The organism is Bifidobacterium pullorum subsp. saeculare (genome assembly GCF_016899725.1).
Taxonomy (GTDB): domain Bacteria; phylum Actinomycetota; class Actinomycetes; order Actinomycetales; family Bifidobacteriaceae; genus Bifidobacterium; species Bifidobacterium pullorum_C.
This window is the reverse complement of record NZ_JACLYU010000251.1, coordinates 1-438: the sequence shown is the minus strand read 5'-3', so window position 1 is coordinate 438 and position 438 is coordinate 1. Positions and strand designations below refer to the sequence as shown.

At 58.0% G+C, this 438-nt stretch carries 1 protein-coding gene; it reads left to right on the top strand.

All coding sequences use genetic code 11. From position 1 onward, the window contains the following. Positions 1 to 132 precede the first annotated feature (132 nt). A partial coding sequence (locus H7U32_RS10420) for a hypothetical protein (protein WP_204469943.1) occupies positions 133 to 438 on the top strand: 306 nt, incomplete at its 3' end.

Sequence of the window (438 nt, the reverse complement as noted above, 5' to 3'; positions counted from 1 at the left end):
CACCTTAGCCACGCTGAAATACTCAGTGGCTGGTCTGGGTGATTGGCTGGTGCCTATTCTGCTGGTGGTAGCCATCGGTGCCATCGGCTACATCGTCTGGGAACGGTTCAATCAAAGAAGTAAGGGCATAGCATGACTGATTACCTCTCCTTGGTTGGACGCGGCACAGCAGGCTTTCGCGATGTGTTCGCGCCTGGTTCGCCAATGCTTGCGGAAGATGCCGACACGGTTTACATGGCCGGGTTCCACGGCAGCACATCACATCTTCAGTGGCGAATCTGGATACCGCCCGGTGCAAAGTGCTTGCAGGCGACCCTGTACACGTATGCAAGCCCGCCTGAGTCGAAGATTCTCATGCGTATGCACCAGCCTCCCGCGGGTGGCCTCGCCGCGGTTACTGCTGAAAACGCCGCGGCGGTTGACCTGACGCACGTGTTT